Genomic DNA, 15,851 nt, shown 5'->3' on the forward strand with positions numbered 1-15,851 from the left:
TAATCTTATTTGTAGTCCTCTAGTTTTATTTTTTGCGTACAAAACTCATATTCTCTAGGTTCATTGGAACAAACGAAAATTGTTCGATCTGATTTATAAGTATCGATCAATTCTTGGTACCATTGAATTCCTTTTTTATCGAGGTTTGATGTAGGTTCGTCCAAAAATATAAGAGGGACTTCCGAAAATAATGCGATACCAAGTTTTACTCTTTGTTTCATTCCAGAAGAAAACTGGGAGATTGGCTTATTAGCATGTTGTTCCAAATACAGCATAGAAATGATCTTTTCTACCGTAAAATTGGAAATCATATCCTTGAACTTGAAATGAAATTTCAATAATTCTTCGAGGGTGAATTCCTCAGGTAGCTCCATGTATGGTGCTGCGACACTTAAATAGGAAAACCAATCAGATTCTGAAATCGATTGGTTTTTATAGATGTAGTTGACTTTTCCTGAGGTAAGGGGAATGGCCCCACTGATGCATTTGAGTAAGGTGGATTTACCAGAACCATTGCTTCCCGTGACAGCCAAAGATTCACCTGATTCTAATGTTAAATCCAGGTTTTTAAAAATCCATTCATATTGAAAGCGCTTTGTAGCCTTTTCAAGTTGGATTTTAAACATGATTAATTAATATAACCTTTCATAACCCCGCGCTCTGATGAACGGATGAAATTCAGGATTTCATCCCGCTCCTTGGTAGCAGGTAAATTGATTTCGATTTCTTCTAGAGCCCGGCTATTATTCATGCTATTCAGGAATAAATACCTGTATACTTCCTGAATATGCCCTATAGACTCACTGGAAAAACCCCTTCTTCTTAATCCAAGTGAATTGACTCCTGCATAAGAGAGCGGTTCTCTAGCGGCTTTTGTAAATGGAGGTACGTCTTTTCTGACCAAAGATCCGCCAGAAATCATAGAGTGCATTCCAATTTTTACGAATTGGTGAATAGCACTGGAACCTCCAATAATTGCCCAGTCATCTATAGAAACATGACCCGCGATTTGAACTGAGTTTGCTATAATTACATGGCTACCTAGGACGCAATCATGAGCCACGTGAACATAAGCCATTAATAAGCAGTCACTTCCAATAACAGTAGTTTGCTTGTCTACTGTTCCTCGGCTAATGGTAACACATTCTCTGATGGTCGTATTGTCACCAATAATTACCGTTGATTCTTCCCCCTGAAATTTTAAATCCTGGGGAATTCCTGCTACTACCGAACCAGGGAAAATCTTACAGTTTTTACCAATTCTAGCACCAGGAAAAATGGTCACATTCGGGCCAATCCAAGAGTTATCACCAATAGTCACATTCTCATGGATCATGGTGAAGGGATCCACCGTTACATTTTTCCCCAAAATTGCCTTTGGGTCTACGTGGGCCATTGGGCTTATCATGATTCTTTACGGGTTATGCTGGCTGTCATTACTGCTTCACAGACCAATGTGTTTCCAACATAAGCCTCTCCTCGCATCTTTGCAATGCCTCTTCTAATAGGAGCCAAAAGTTCGCATTTAAAAATAAGGGTATCTCCCGGTAGCACCATTTTTCTAAACTTACAGTTTTCAATACCTAGAAAATAAGTCCAATAGTTTTCTGGATCTTCTACTGTACTTAATACTAATATTCCACCTGTTTGAGCCATAGCTTCTACTTGCATAACTCCTGGCATCACTGGGTTTCCTGGGAAGTGTCCCATGAAAAAAGGCTCGTTGATAGTCACATTTTTTACCCCAGCAACTACTGTTTCATCCAAGTAGATGATTTTATCCAATAGCTGGAATGGATATCTATGAGGTAAAATATTACTGATCTGATTGATGTCCATTACTGGAGGCAGCTTCGGATCATAATGTGGTATATGGGAGGAGCCGGATTTTTCCATGGCTCTCTTCAATTTCTTAGCAAAAGCAACGTTGGCAGCATGACCAGGTCTAGCAGCTAAAATCTGGGCTTTCAATGGTCTGCCCACTAGTGCCAAATCACCAACTACATCGAGCAGTTTGTGTCTAGCAGGTTCATTGCGATAGCGAAGGTCCACATTGTTCAAAATGCCTTCTTTTTTCACTTCAACCTTCTGCTTATTAAACATCTTGGCTAGATGTACTAATTCTTTTTCTTCTACTACGCGGTCCACCACCACAATAGCATTATTGAGATCTCCCCCTTTGATTAAGTTGGAGTTATAGAGCATTTCTAATTCATGTAGAAAACAGAATGTTCTACAGGAAGCAATCTCAGGGATGAATTGACTAATGTCAGTGATAGAAGCATGCTGACTTCCTAACACTGGAGAGTTATAATCCACCATCACCGTGACCCGGTAATTATCAGTGGGCAATGCCACCATTTCTACCTCTCTTGAAGGGTCCTTGTATTGAATGCTTTCTTCTACTTCAAAAAATCTTCTCAAAGCATTCTGCTCTTCTAATCCAGCATCTTGTAAAACATCGATGAATTGAATAGAAGAACCATCCATAATCGGGGGTTCTGGGCCATCTAGTTGAATCAGCACGTTGTCTATTTCCATGCCAACCAAAGCGGCAAGTACGTGTTCAACAGTATATACTCGAGCACCATTTTGCTCCAAAGTAGTGCCTCTAGAAACATCTACTACTAAATCGCAGTCAGCATCCACAGTAGGCCGACCTTCTAGATCAACTCGTTGGAACTTAATTCCATGATTTGGTGGGGCTGGCAGAAAAGTCATATTGGAAATTACTCCAGTATGAAGTCCTACTCCGGATAGTTCCACCTGCTTTTTGATGGTATGTTGTTTTACCTTCATCTGATATTTTAGACTTTCAGGATGATTAAGGGTGCAAATTTACGGCTTTTTTTCCAGTTCTCTTAAACGGTTTTCAAGGACATCCAGATTTTTGAAGATTGAATAAGATTTTAGGAAGTTTTTCATCTCCATTCCTATGTACCCAAAAATCGTTTCCCCCTCTTTCTTTATCGTTTTAGATATCCCTGTTTTCGCACCAATAGTGGTTCTATTTGCTATTTTGATATGACCGCTAATTCCTACCTGACCAGCAACCACACAATTTTTTCCGATTTCTGTAGATCCGGAAATTCCGGTTTGGGAAGCAATAACGGTGTCCTCACCAATCACAACATTATGGGCAATCTGAACCAAATTGTCAATTTTGACTCCTCTTTTAATAATGGTTGAGCCCATGGTGGCGCAGTCGATGGTGGTGTTTGCTCCAATACTCACATGGTCCTCAATGATCACATTTCCAATTTGTGGAATGGGTTTGTATGTTCCATCAGGTTGAGGAGCAAACCCAAACCCGTCAGAACCGATTACAGCACCCGGATGAATTTCACAATTATTACCGATCACGGTACCGGAACAGATTTTTGCTCCAGGATGAATAATTGTATAGTCTCCGATTTTCACATTGTCACCAATAAAAACTTGGGGATGAATCTTTACCTCTGATCCTATTTTGCAAAGTTTTCCAATATGTGAAAATGCACCCCTGAATCCATTTTCTCCCATTTCAGAACTTGAATCCATGTAGGAAGGTTCTTGAACACCCACTAGACTCATCTTTGAAAATTGGCTATAGGCTTCCAGTAAAGTGGTAAAACCAGTATAGGCATCCTTTACCCGGATCAGATTGGTCTTGATCTCCTTGACAGGAGTGAAGTTTTCTGAAACGATTACAGCAGTTGCCTCTGTTTCATATATAAAAGATTGATATTTCTCATTGGAAAGGAAGCTGATTCCACCTTCTTTTCCTTCTTGGATTTTATCCAGTCTATATACTTTTTGGGTTTCATCCCCTTCTACTTTTCCCTGAAGGATAGCGGCCACTTGACCTATAGTAAATTCCATATGCAGGTTGGACAATTTAGAATTTTAAATTTAAGCTTTTGGCTTTACATACATAGTGTTTCTCGACGATTTTGCTCATTACCTTAATATTTGGTAAGTCTGCAGCTTGGGCTACATCAATGACCTTGCCTTTTTTGGTCAATATATTTATTCGATCTTTTGCTAAGTATCCATAATTACTGACTGCCCCATGAGAGAAGAAGTATTGGATGTCTTCATCAGGGATGCCTAGTTTATGAATGGTCTTTAATTTCATTTCTTCAATTTCTTCAGCTCCAAACTGCTCATTTGTTAAGGTGATCTTAAATAAGTCCCTTGTCAAGAACATATTGGAAATATTGCTAAGCACATAGTCTGGATGTCTCTTCCAAAGCTTTACTGCTCCCCATATATCCAAGTCATCCATTTCCAGAAACTTCTTTAAAGTGTCAGGGTTCCTCTGAAAATCTTCAACTGAGTTTTCATGTTGTAAGAAGAAATCAAACTCATCTGTAATTGTAAAATTCATGCCTGATTTCCGAAGCATTTTTGCCCGTTCGATCAATTTGATCAACATTTTTTCTGCACTGACCGTGGTTTTATGAAGATATACCTGCCAATACATCAACCTTCTTGCACTTAAGAAGTTTTCTATGGAATAAATTCCTTTTTCCTCAATGACCACTTGGTCATTTTTGACATCCATCATCTTGATGATACGATCTGCACCAATCGTGCCTTCTGATACACCGGTAAAGAAACAGTCCCGTTGTAAGTAGTCCAATCGATCAATGTCCAATTGGCTAGAAACTAGCTGATGAAAGAACTTTCTTTCATAAGTATTCTTAAATATTCTTAAAACTAAATCTAGTTTCCCGTCCAATTCCTTGTTCAAAAGTTCAATAATGAGCAAGGATAATTGTTCATGTGGTACCCTTTTAAGCAGACTATACTCCAAGGCATGGGAAAATGGGCCATGGCCAATATCATGTAATAGAATAGCAATTAAGGCAGCTTCGTACTCTTTATTCGAAATTTCTGTTCCTTTTATGCGTAAATTATCCAGCGTTATGCTCATGAGATGCATGGCGCCGATGGCATGATGGAAACGGGTATGAAGAGCTCCTGGGTATACAAAGTCAGTCAAACCCAGCTGTTTTATTCTCCGTAACCTCTGGAAATAGGGATGGTCAATAATTGTAAAAATTAACTCGCTTGGGATAGTGATAAATCCGTAAACCGGGTCATTTAGTATCTTTTGGCTTTTCAATTGGGCCTAATTTGATTGACTCAAAAGTAATTATAATTTTAAAAGAAAAGGAAACTCTAATGTCTCAAAAGTTTAATATTCTATGGGCGGACGATGAAATCGACCTTCTTAAACCACATATTCTTTTTCTGGAGCAAAAAGGATATCAGATTACTACGGTAAATTCTGGAGTGGATGCAATTGATGAAGTCGAAGCTCAAAATTTCGATGTCATTTTTTTAGATGAGATGATGCCTGGTATGACAGGCTTGGAAACCTTGCAGCAAATCAAAATTATCAAGCCTCAAATACCTGTGGTGATGATTACCAAGTCAGAGGAAGAGCATATTATGAATGATGCTATTGGGGGTAAAATTGCTGATTACCTGATCAAACCTCTGAATCCCAATCAAATCTTGCTTTCTGTTAAAAAGCTGTTGCAAAACAAACAACTAATTGATGAAAAAACTACCCTGAATTATCAGCAGGAGTTTATGAAAATCAGTATGGCTTTTGGAGATGCACAAGATCATAATGATTGGACTGATATTTATAAGAAGCTGATTTATTGGGAGATGCAAATCGATTCTACTGAAAATAAAAGTATGATTGAAGTGCTGGAAACCCAGAAAACAGAAGCAAATGCCTCTTTTGCTAGGTTTGTAAAAGACAACTACCTGGACTGGATGGAGGAGCAAAACAAAGACAAACCTCTTTTGTCCCACCAAGTCTTGAAACAAAAGGTGTTTCCTCAGATCAAATCTGGGAAGCCGCTGTTTTTGATTGTAATTGATAATTTGAGATTAGATCAATGGGAGGACATTGAGCCCTTGTTGACTACTTATTTCAACATTGGGCAAAAGGATACTTATTATAGCATATTGCCAACCACAACTGCCTTTGCAAGAAATGCGCTCTTTAGTGGAATGATGCCCATGGATATGGCTCGATTCTATCCAAAACTTTGGGAAGATGAAGATTCAGACGAAGGGAAAAATAATTTCGAGGAAGACTGGTTGAAAATCAACTTGGATAAAAACAGGTTACCCATCAAGTCTTCCTATCATAAAATCCTACAGGCAAATCAAGGAAAAACTGTGGTGGAACAATTCCATCAGCTTCTTCAAAATGATTTGAATGTATTGGTCTATAATTTTGTGGATATGATGTCTCATGCCAGGACCGATATGAAAATGATTCGGGAACTTGCCCCTGATGAATCTGCTTATCGATCCATCACAAAAAGCTGGTTTGAGCATTCCTCTCTTTTTGAGTTATTTAAAAAAATACAACTAGCTGGGGCAGAGGTAATCGTGACTACGGATCATGGGACTAAACGAGTGAATAGACCCTATCGAATCATTGGAGATAAGAATGTGACTACAAATCTGAGGTACAAACAAGGGAAAAACCTTAATTTTGAAGGAGGAAAGGTTTTTGAAATAAAAAGACCAGAAGATGCAAAGCTTCCTAGGTTGAATGTTTCTTCCAGTTATGTATTTGCAGTGGAGGATTATTTCTTTGCCTATCCCAATAATTACAATTATTATGTGAACTTCTATAAAGATACTTTTCAACATGGAGGTGTATCTTTGGAAGAAATGATCATTCCGATTGTTCATTTGTCACCAAAATAATAGATCAGTTGATTCAATTTTCATATGGGAAGGATGCTATTTCTAAAGCTGCAGAGAAAGTAATTGAAATAGCAGGTTCTGAAAAGGTTTGGGTGTTTAAAGGAGAGATGGGAGCTGGAAAGACGACCTTTATCAAAGCCCTGGCAGAGCAGTTTCATATTCCAGATCAGATCAGTAGTCCTACCTTTGGAATCGTCAATGAATATCAAAATGATAGGGGAGAAGAATTTTATCATTTTGACTTTTATAGGCTCGATGATCCTACCGAGGCATTGGATATCGGAATAGAAGAGTATTTTTATAGTCAGAATTATTGCTGGTTGGAATGGGCCGAAAAGGTGGCGGATTTTCTTCCAGATCAATATTTTCTAATCAAGTTAGAAATTCTTTCTGATTCAGAAAGAAAACTCACGCTTCAACACGTTAACGATGTCAGCTGAATTAAGTGAACTGTCTGCAGTAGGTTTAATACCTAAGGAATCTCCATCAAAAGTAAGAAAGGACTCTAAATCCATCACGATTGGAATTCCCAAAGAGGTTTCTGATCAGGAAAAAAGAGTGGTCCTAACTCCTGAGGCAGTAGGTATTCTTTCCAATAATGGGCTAAGTGTAATTCTAGAAACAGGTGCAGGCTTGCAAGCAAAATTCACCGATCAGGATTATTCCGATGCTGGTGCAAAGGTGGTTTATTCAAAAAAAGAGGTACTGGCTGCTCAAATTGTTTTGAAAATCGATTCTCCTACCTTGGAGGAGGTGGAGGATATGAGCCAGGGGAGTTGTTTGATCTCAGCATTACAACTTGGAAGACAGAGTAAAGAATTCATTGAAGCTTTGAATTCAAAAAAGATAACTGCCGTCGCTTTTGAATATTTGGAAGACAAAGTGGGAGGGATGCCTGTAGTCAGAGCAATGTCTGAAATCGCAGGAAGTACTGTCATGCAAATTGCTGCTGAGTACCTTTCCAGTGTCAATGATGGGAAAGGTTTGATTATGGGTGGAGTAACTGGTGTTCCGCCTACTCAAGTAGTCATTATAGGAGCCGGAACTGTAGCCGAGTATGCTGCTAGAACCGCTTTGGGATTAGGTGCGAATATCAAAGTATTTGATAATCATATCTACAAGTTGAGAAGAATAAAGCAGTTGCTGGGACAGCAAGTATATACTTCCACTATTGATAATTTCAGTTTAAGTCAAGCCATGGCAGAAGCAGATGTTGTGATAGGGGCATTAAGAGCTGAAAAAGGTAGAAATAAAATAGTAGTCAGTGAAGAAATGGTAGCCAACATGATGCATGGAAGCATTGTGATTGATGTAGGAATTGATCAAGGGGGTTGTATTGAAACTTCGAAGGTGACCAGTCATGATGATCCTATCTACAGGGTTCATGACATCATTCATTATTGTGTTCCTAACATAGCCTCTAGAGTTGCACGTACAGCATCTTACTCTTTAAGTAATATTTTTACTCCTATTATTTTGCAGACTGCAGATCTTGGCGGAGCAGAAGAAATGATATTTAATTACAAGTGGTTTTTGAGAGGGGTGTATACGTATCGAGGAAGCCTGACAAATGCATATTTGGGAAGAAAGTTTGGGCTTTCTCACAAAGAACTTCAATTATTACTGGCAGCTCGATATTAATTTAGGAAAGTAGGTTTTGTCTTAGCAGAAACTCAAGTTGCTCATTGGCTTTCAATAAGGCCTCTGTTAACTTTTCATTCTCCCTTCTGAGTGTATACATCTCAAAAGCATTTTTGATCACAGTTCTTAAATAATCTTCCTCCCAAGGTTTTGTCAAGTAATGATATACTTGGCCTTTGTTGATTGCGTCAATTACTGCTTGTATATCAGTATATCCAGTTAATAAAAGACGTATTGGTTTAGGGTAAATAGGAATGATGCTTTCTAAAAATTCAACGCCAGTTTCTTCTGGCATCCGTTGATCTGTAATAATCAAATCAACTTCTTGTTCTATTAATATTTCTCTTGCTTCTTTTGCTGAGATAGCAAGAAATATTTTATAATCTCTTCGGAATGTTGCTTTAAATGCCTGAAGATTATTTTCTTCATCATCTACATAAAGAATTTTTATTTTTTCTTCACTTCCAGTTTCCATAAGGCATCTATAACTGTCAACAGATTGAAATCTGTAGGACAAATAATCTCTTTTTTAGTTAAAAAACAAACTAAGGTCGGTTTGAAATCTATTTAGGGTGTTAGGTGATGAATTATTCTCAATAAATTAATTGAATATGTTTAAGAATATATTTGACATAAATCTTAATAAATTATCTTTACTGAGCTATTCACCCCCAGATTACACAAATGTCCATTAAAAATTTCGCGGATCAAAATGTAAATTATTCTGCTGTAATTCTAAATCCGAACCTTGAGTCTGACTGGTTAAAAATCAAAGAATTGCAAAAGAGTGAATTTGTTTTTGTTTCCGATCAAATTGAAAGTCAAGTAGGAGATTTAATCAAATCAGAAAATCCTGAAAGGACTATACCTAGTCAAGAATTAAAAGGCTTAGTACTAAATTTTTTTAAAGAAATAGAGAAAGAAAAGTATGGCAATTGGGTGTTCTTTCCCTGGAAAAACACCTTGGTTCATGTGTTAGCAGAGGAGGAGTTTATTAAAATCAGAACACTTCGAAATAATTTTAAAATAACTCCTTCGGAACAAGATTTATTAAGTAAAAAGAAGGTCGGTATTGTAGGTTTATCTGTAGGTCAAAGCATCGCGTTGGCTATGACTTTGGAGAGAGGATATGGGGAGATCAGATTAGCAGATTTTGATACATTGGAACTTAGTAATCTAAATAGGCTGAAAGCAGGTGTAACTAGCTTAGGGTTAGAGAAAGTCGTGCTAGCGGCCAGGGAGATAGCAGAAATTGATCCGTATCTCAAGGTGAAGGTTTATAGAGAAGGGATCACACCAGATAATATCGAAGATTTTCTATTAGAGGGGGGGAAGTTGGATTTGCTTATTGATGAGTGTGATAGCTTGGATATTAAAGTGTTAGTACGAGAAAAGGCAAGGCAACATCGAGTGGTCGTGATGATGGATACTTCGGATAGGGGTATGTTAGACATTGAACGCTTCGATATTGAGCCGGAAAGAGAATTGTTTCATGGTTTACTGAAAGGGGTTGATGTGAAGTCTCTAAAAAGCCTTTCTAATACAGAGAAAGTATCCATAGTTTTAAAGATTACAGGATTAGAAACCCTGACACCCCGAATGAAAGTCTCTCTTTTGGAAATCGGGCAAACGATTAGCAGTTGGCCTCAGCTGGCCTCTGGAGTTTTTCTGGGAGGAGCATCTGTTGCACATGCAGCTAGGAAATTTCTTTTAGGAGAAGATGTGAAATCCGGGAGATTTTATGTGGACTTTGATCAACTTTTTAATTTTAAGGAAGCGGAAGAAATTAAGGTAGATGCTCCAGTCTTTGAACAACTTTCAGATTTTCAATTTGAAGTTCCGACGGATGTTCTGCAGTCTGCTTATCGACTGTCAAGGGAAGAACTAGAACTATTAGTGGATCAAGCTAATTGGGCTCCTTCAGGAGGGAATATCCAGCCATGGGTTTGGGTTTTTGATAAAAAAGGAATCCTGCATCTTTTTCATGATAAAGTCAGAAGTCATTCCATGCTGGATTATAAGGGTACAGGTTCTTTAATTGCTTTTGGAGCAGCATTGGAAAATATTCGACTGCAAGCCGGTCAACTTGGGATTGAGGTAGAAATAATTTATCAAATCAGCGATTTTGAACAGGATTGTATTGCCAGTGTTCGGTTTGTTTCCAAACAACCTAACCCACTACCTATCAAATTTGCTGAATTAGTGGACGGGATTAACCTTCGTTGCACCAATCGAAAAAATGCATCTAGGTATATGTTAAGCGAGGTGGAACTTCAGGCTTTAGTTGAGGTAGCAAAAGAAGATGATGTTTCGATGGAATGGACTTCTGAGCCAGAAGATTTAGTTCAATTGGCAAAAGTGGTGGGAGGAATGGACCGATTGCGCTTTTTTCACGATCAGGGTTTGACGGATTTCATAAATGAAGTTCGGTGGACTGAAAAAGAAGCTATAGAAACGAAAGATGGGATTGATATAGCTACGTTGGAGTTGAAAGGGGCAGAAAGAGCTGCAATGGGACTATTGAGAGATCCCAGAACCATTCAGTTTTTCAGAAAGTATCTGATGGGCTATGGCTTAACCAAGATTTCCAAGGATACGATTACCACCGCTTCCGCAATATTCTTACTGAAAACTCCAGATTATACACCGGTTTCTATTTTGAAAGTAGGAACTGTCCTCCAAAGGGTTTGGATTAAAGCCAATATGTTGGGCTTAAGTGCTCAACCGGTTTCAGCGATGTTGTTTATTTTTCACATGTATTTGAATGAAAAGGAATCAGGTTTTACCGAAATTGAAGGCAAAGAGATTAGAGAATTAAAGAAAACTTTTAATTATATTTTTAATAAGCCAGTTGATCAGAAAGAAATTTTTATGTTTAGGGTAAATAAGGCAGGTGATCCTTCAGTAAAATCCTATCGCAGAGATCTGTCAGAAACCTTAATTACTATCTGAAATGTTCAATTTTAAGGCATTTAGAGCGATTGATGAACCAGAACGATGTGAGAAATTCGTTCAAGGGCATTCTGACGTATTGAAGCAATATGGAGTTACAAAAGTAACCTCCTCAAATAATGATTGGGTTAATAACCCGTTTGTGTATGTGGTGACAGTGGAGACGGCAGATACCAAAGAAGTAGTGAGTGGATTAAGAATACATATTGCCCATCCAGACTATCCATTACCGATGGAGCAAGCAGTATCTCAGGTAGATCATAAAATTTTTGATTTGGTAAAAAATTATTCAGTCGAAGGCACAGGAGAAGTTTCTGGTTTATGGAATTCAAAGTCCATTTCTGGATATGGAGTGGGGGCTGTCTTATTAATTCGAGCTGGTATTGCAATCGCATCACAACTAAAATTAGGCTCTTTGTTAGCCTTAGTAGCTGAATACACTTTAAAACCTTCTTTGCAAAAGGGATTTGAAATTGAAACTGGAATAGGTAATTCAGGAACTTTCTTTTACCCAAAATTGGATTTGGTTGCTACTTCGATAGTGATGAAAGATCCTGAAAATTTACCTTTGGCAGATTCTTCAGAGAGAGAAAGAATTAAGGAGTTGAGGGAAAAGCTTCAGTTTAATAAGATTGAAGAAGGGCCCAAGGGTAAGTTTGAGGTTAATTATGACCTATTATTGACTAATATTAATTGGAGAAATGACATTTAGGATTTTTATTTTGGTTCTCATGTTTTTCGCAGGAACCTTTCAGGTATCTGCACAAGAAACAGAAAAGGTTGAATGTTTTTCTTTTTTGCTCGCAGAAAATGACGTAGAGATTGGTGAAATAATCAAAAGTGGTGAGTTCAGTTCCAATGACTGTCAAAACTTTAATTTTGGAATCAATTCTAAAACCCTGTGGATTAAGTTGGATTTCCCCAACTTAAATAGATTTGAAAATCCAGTGTTTGCTCTTAATTCATCTTCTGCTGACCTTGTTAGGCTTTTTTCTGTAAAAAATGGAGAGGTACTAAAGATCCATGATAACGGACGTCTTTTAGGGGTCGATGAACGGGATTTTCCGACACAGAAAATAGCATTTAAATTTGATCAGGATGAAATTGATGCAGATTATTTTATTGTAAGACTTGATAATGTAGACAAAAAGATATTCTACGGATTCCTTTCTTCAAGGGAGACATTACTGGATATAATCACATTTGAAGATTTGCTTTTTGGACTTTTAACAGGAGTTTTCTTAGGGCTATTCTTCTATAACTTGTTTCTCTATTTCTCTGTCAAGGATAAGATTTACTTTGTTTATGTTCTTCATACCTTATTGGTTTGGTTTGCACAAGCTTCAATATTGGGATATACACAAAGTTTACTTTGGCCTGAATGGGATTGGATGAATCAAAGGTCCATTGTTATTTTCTCTTCTTTGGTAAGTATTGTGGGGATTTGGTTTTTGAGATTATTTCTAATGTCCAAAAGCATTGTTCCTAAAATAGATAAAGGGTTTCTAATTGTATTTATTGTATATGGATTTATTCTGGTTAATGCCTTATTTTTTTCCACTACCATAAGTTATCAGGTCATCTTAGTCACCCAATCCATTGTAGTCATTTTTGTGCTATTAGTGGCAGTTATGATCTTACGGAAGGGATATAGACCTGCCAGATATTATTTGCTGGCCTGGTCTATCTTCATGATCGGTATTTTCCTTTTTGTTTTCAGTGAAATGGGAATTATTCCTTCCAATAACTTGACGGCTTATATTATGCCTCTGGGGTCTGCATTGGAAGTAATCTTGCTTTCCTTTGCATTGGCTGATCGGATAAATATTCTTAAGAAAGAAAAAGAGAGAGAGCAGGCGGAGCGTCTGGAGATCTTGAAAGAAAATGAAACTCTAGTGCGCGAGCAGAACACCCTTTTAGAGAAAAAAGTGAAATTAAGAACCGATGAACTAGAGCATGCACTTCGAAATTTACAGAATACCCAAAGTCAGTTGGTGAGTCAGGAGAAGATGGCTTCACTGGGTCAGTTGACAGCTGGTATTGCACATGAAATCAATAATCCGATCAACTTTGTGAGTTCAAATATCACTCCGCTGAAACGGGATATTAAGGATATCATGGATGTAATAGAGTTTTATAGAAATACAGGAAATACTGAGTTTTCCGAGAGTTCTAAAAAGAAAGCCAAGGACTTGGAAGAAGAGTTGGAGTTGGATTATGTGCTTGACGAAGTAGATCAATTGCTCAAAGGGATGGAGGATGGAGCAAGAAGAACTGTTGAGATCGTAAAAGGATTGCGGATTTTCTCTAGAGTAGATGAACAGGACGTTAAAAAAGTAGATATTCACGATGGCATCAATAGCACCATCATTCTTTTAAATAGTCAAATTCCCGGGAAAATCAGAATAGTTAGGGAATTTGGAGAATTGCCAATGGTAGAATGTCTGGCGGGAAAGATTAATCAGGTATTTATGAATATCATCAATAATGCTATCCATGCATTATCTGACAATATCGATGAAATTAAGGATCCGCATATTACCATCCGGACAGTGGCCAATGCTGAAGAAACTGTCACTGTAGAGATAGAAGATAATGGGCCGGGTATGCCAGATAATGTGAAAGAGCGTATATTTGAACCATTCTTTACTACAAAAGCAGTCGGCAAAGGTACTGGCTTGGGGCTGTCAATTGTTTATTCTATTATTGAGAACCACAAAGGAACCTTGGAAGTAAAATCAAAACAAGGAGAGGGAACCACTTTTATTATCACCCTTCCAGTATACCAAAGTACCCAGAAATATGAGCAATAAAATCCATGTGCTCTACATTGATGACGAGGACAACAACTTGAAATCATTTAGAGCAACGCTTAGAAAAGACTTTAAAATTTTTACAGCCATAGATGCTGAAGAGGGACTTAGAATCGCTCAGGAAGAGGAGATTCATGTGGTCATTGCTGATCAAAGAATGCCTGGAATGACGGGCACCGAATTCTTTGAAAAAATGGTGAAAATCAATCCGGACCCTATCAGAATCTTGTTGACAGGCTATTCGGATATTGCTAGTGTCATTGATGCGATCAATAAAGGGGAGGTATATCGTTTTATTGACAAGCCTTGGAATATTGAGCAAATCAAAAACTCGATTAAAAATGCCGCTGATATTTATTTCATGCGGATGGAATTAAAAGAAAAGAATGTGAAGCTCAAAAAGCTTCATTCGGAAATGAACCAGTTTGTTTATAGTCTTTCGCACGAATTGCGTGGTCCATTAATGAGTATTTCCGGGATTTCAAAGTTGGCCAAACTGGAAGTTCAGGATCCTCAGACTCTGGAATATTTTGAAATGATTGATTCGGCAACAGTCAAACTTGATGACTATATCTACAAGATGCTGGATTTTTACAGGTCCACTAAAATAGATCATAAAGTTACTGCTGTCGATTTTAAAGAAATTGTTCGTCAACAAATGGAAGCTTATCATGCTAAATTTGATTTGACTAATTTTCATATCGATATACAAATCAATCAAGATCATGATTTCTTTTCCGATGATGCCAAAATCCGTGTGATTTTGAATAATCTGTTCAGTAATTCGGTGCAATTTCAAAAACAAGAGCCTGGACCTAAGAACATTAGCTTGACCATCGATGTGATGGAAGATTCTGCAATGATAGCTATTGAGGACAATGGAATAGGGATTGATGCCAAACATCATCCAGAAGTTTTTAATCTTTTTACCCGAGCCACGCAAAAAAATGTGGGTGTAGGATTAGGGCTATATATGGTGAAGGAGGCAGTAGAACAAATGGGGGGAAAAATCAACTTGGAATCAGCTTTGGATGAAGGAACACAGATAACTGTGATTCTTCCAAGCATGAAATAAGACAGAAAAGATGTCAAATAACTTCTAAACTGTATCTTTGCAATCCAAAAGTAAAGAATCCTACTTTTTATTACCAAATTCAAAAAATATGATTAATCCTTGGCACGACGTCAATATCGGGAAAAATGCCCCTGAAACTGTAATGGGCGTGATCGAAATTCCAAAAGGAAGTAAAGGCAAATATGAGCTAGATAAAAAGACTGGTATGTTATACCTAGACAGAGTTCTTTTCTCTGCGGTTCATTATCCAGCTAACTATGGGTTTATTCCACAGACTTTTTGTGAGGACCATGATCCATTGGATATTTTGATTATCTCCCAAATTGATATCCCTTCCATGTGCTTGGTAGAAGCAAAAGTGATCGGAGTAATGAGAATGGTTGATGGTGGCGAAGCAGATGATAAAATCATTGCCGTAGCAGCAGGGGACCAGTCTGTAAACTATATTGATGATATCGATAACCTTCCCCCTCATTTGATGAAGGAAATCCACAGGTTCTTTGAAGATTATAAGAAGCTTGAAAACAAAGAAGTGAAAGTTGAAGACTTCCTTGGAAAAGAAGATGCCATGCGAATCATCCAAGAAAGTATTGAGATGTACGATAAGAATTTTAGAACTGCACGATAAAATGAAAGCCTGGGAA

Annotated in this window: 14 protein-coding genes; 8 read left to right on the plus strand and 6 right to left on the minus strand. The window is 37.7% G+C overall.

What is annotated here, in order from left to right; all coding sequences use genetic code 11:
- Positions 1 to 5 precede the first annotated feature (5 nt).
- Genes JYB62_RS00085 through JYB62_RS00105 form a run of 5 tightly spaced genes read right to left on the minus strand, consistent with a single transcriptional unit; the run spans position 6 to position 5,110 of the window.
- Positions 6 to 626 (minus strand): ABC transporter ATP-binding protein, encoded by a 621-nt coding sequence (locus tag JYB62_RS00085; protein WP_205643421.1) that lies wholly within the window; start codon positions 624 to 626, stop codon positions 6 to 8.
- Positions 627 to 628: 2 nt separating this feature from the next.
- Positions 629 to 1,408 (minus strand): acyl-ACP--UDP-N-acetylglucosamine O-acyltransferase, encoded by a 780-nt coding sequence (gene lpxA, locus JYB62_RS00090; RefSeq protein ID WP_205643422.1) that lies wholly within the window; start codon positions 1,406 to 1,408, stop codon positions 629 to 631.
- Complete coding sequence (locus tag JYB62_RS00095) at positions 1,405 to 2,799, minus strand: bifunctional UDP-3-O-[3-hydroxymyristoyl] N-acetylglucosamine deacetylase/3-hydroxyacyl-ACP dehydratase (protein ID WP_074225009.1); 1,395 nt, start codon at positions 2,797 to 2,799, stop codon at positions 1,405 to 1,407. The genes lpxA and JYB62_RS00095 overlap by 4 nt, the downstream gene beginning before the upstream one ends.
- 39 nt (positions 2,800 to 2,838) lie before the next feature.
- Entirely contained in the window at positions 2,839 to 3,861 is a 1,023-nt protein-coding gene (gene lpxD, locus JYB62_RS00100) for a UDP-3-O-(3-hydroxymyristoyl)glucosamine N-acyltransferase (protein ID WP_205643423.1), read from the minus strand.
- A gap of 16 nt (positions 3,862 to 3,877) precedes the next feature.
- Positions 3,878 to 5,110, minus strand: a complete 1,233-nt coding sequence (locus tag JYB62_RS00105; protein WP_205643424.1) for an HD domain-containing protein — start codon at positions 5,108 to 5,110, stop codon at positions 3,878 to 3,880.
- Between the two features lie 59 nt (positions 5,111 to 5,169).
- On the opposite strand from JYB62_RS00105, the gene porX reads away from it, so the two are divergent.
- From porX to JYB62_RS00120, 3 genes are read left to right on the plus strand one after another with little or no spacing between them, the layout of a single operon-like run.
- Entirely contained in the window at positions 5,170 to 6,726 is a 1,557-nt protein-coding gene (porX, locus tag JYB62_RS00110; protein WP_205643425.1) for a T9SS response regulator signal transducer PorX, read from the plus strand.
- Positions 6,727 to 6,734: 8 nt separating this feature from the next.
- Positions 6,735 to 7,166 carry a tRNA (adenosine(37)-N6)-threonylcarbamoyltransferase complex ATPase subunit type 1 TsaE gene (tsaE, locus tag JYB62_RS00115; RefSeq protein ID WP_205643426.1) on the plus strand — a complete coding sequence of 144 codons (432 nt, stop codon included), beginning with the start codon at positions 6,735 to 6,737 and terminating at the stop codon, positions 7,164 to 7,166.
- Positions 7,156 to 8,367, plus strand: coding sequence for an alanine dehydrogenase (locus JYB62_RS00120; protein WP_205643427.1), 1,212 nt, complete (start codon positions 7,156 to 7,158; stop codon positions 8,365 to 8,367). The genes tsaE and JYB62_RS00120 overlap by 11 nt, the downstream gene beginning before the upstream one ends.
- A gap of 1 nt (position 8,368) precedes the next feature.
- On the opposite strand, the gene JYB62_RS00125 is transcribed toward JYB62_RS00120, so the two are convergent.
- Positions 8,369 to 8,842, minus strand: coding sequence for a response regulator (locus JYB62_RS00125; protein WP_205643428.1), 474 nt, complete (start codon positions 8,840 to 8,842; stop codon positions 8,369 to 8,371).
- A 209-nt stretch (positions 8,843 to 9,051) separates the two neighbouring features.
- Here JYB62_RS00125 and JYB62_RS00130 point away from each other — a divergent pair, with 209 nt between their 5' ends.
- The 5 genes from JYB62_RS00130 to JYB62_RS00150 all read left to right on the plus strand — a co-directional run bounded on the left by JYB62_RS00130 (position 9,052) and on the right by JYB62_RS00150 (position 15,835).
- Positions 9,052 to 11,319 (plus strand): Rv1355c family protein, encoded by a 2,268-nt coding sequence (locus JYB62_RS00130; protein WP_205643429.1) that lies wholly within the window; start codon positions 9,052 to 9,054, stop codon positions 11,317 to 11,319.
- Position 11,320: 1 nt separating this feature from the next.
- On the plus strand, positions 11,321 to 12,031 hold the full coding sequence (locus JYB62_RS00135; RefSeq protein WP_205643430.1) for a hypothetical protein: 711 nt from the start codon (positions 11,321 to 11,323) through the stop codon (positions 12,029 to 12,031).
- A 19-nt stretch (positions 12,032 to 12,050) separates the two neighbouring features.
- Positions 12,051 to 14,132 carry a 7TM diverse intracellular signaling domain-containing protein gene (locus JYB62_RS00140; RefSeq protein ID WP_243431402.1) on the plus strand — a complete coding sequence of 694 codons (2,082 nt, stop codon included), beginning with the start codon at positions 12,051 to 12,053 and terminating at the stop codon, positions 14,130 to 14,132.
- Positions 14,122 to 15,207 carry a hybrid sensor histidine kinase/response regulator gene (locus JYB62_RS00145; protein WP_205643432.1) on the plus strand — a complete coding sequence of 362 codons (1,086 nt, stop codon included), beginning with the start codon at positions 14,122 to 14,124 and terminating at the stop codon, positions 15,205 to 15,207. Before JYB62_RS00140 ends, JYB62_RS00145 begins: the two co-directional genes overlap by 11 nt.
- Positions 15,208 to 15,295: 88 nt before the next feature.
- Entirely contained in the window at positions 15,296 to 15,835 is a 540-nt protein-coding gene (locus JYB62_RS00150; protein WP_205643433.1) for an inorganic diphosphatase, read from the plus strand.
- Positions 15,836 to 15,851 lie beyond the last annotated feature (16 nt).

This window comes from Algoriphagus lutimaris (assembly GCF_017051705.1).
In the GTDB taxonomy this organism is placed as follows: domain Bacteria; phylum Bacteroidota; class Bacteroidia; order Cytophagales; family Cyclobacteriaceae; genus Algoriphagus; species Algoriphagus lutimaris.